Source organism: Shigella sp. FC1967 (genome assembly GCF_001743005.1).
In the GTDB taxonomy this organism is placed as follows: domain Bacteria; phylum Pseudomonadota; class Gammaproteobacteria; order Enterobacterales; family Enterobacteriaceae; genus Proteus.
This window is the reverse complement of sequence record NZ_MIIZ01000431.1, coordinates 1-218: the sequence shown is the minus strand read 5'-3', so window position 1 is coordinate 218 and position 218 is coordinate 1. Positions and strand designations below refer to the sequence as shown.

The 218-nt window shown below is 47.7% G+C and carries 1 pseudogene; it reads left to right on the top strand.

What is annotated here, in order from left to right:
- Positions 1–33: 33 nt before the first annotated feature.
- Positions 34–218 (top strand): annotated as a pseudogene (locus BHE89_RS03650) (chromosome segregation protein ParM); the annotation flags it as partial.

Sequence of the window (218 nt, the reverse complement as noted above, 5' to 3'; positions counted from 1 at the left end):
CTTATTCATATCAGACATGAATAAGGGGAAGGGATGAGATTGTCGTCAACTCAAAAGGACGTTTTGTTCATTCTATACGCAATTGAGGCCGGTGGAAAAGCCGAGCCTGTACCAGGTGTAAAAATGCTGGAGATGATCAACTCAGCTCGCCAGAGCGGTATTCATGGAACGAACTTCCGAACGTCATGCCACACGCTGGTGGAGAACGGCCTGTTGAA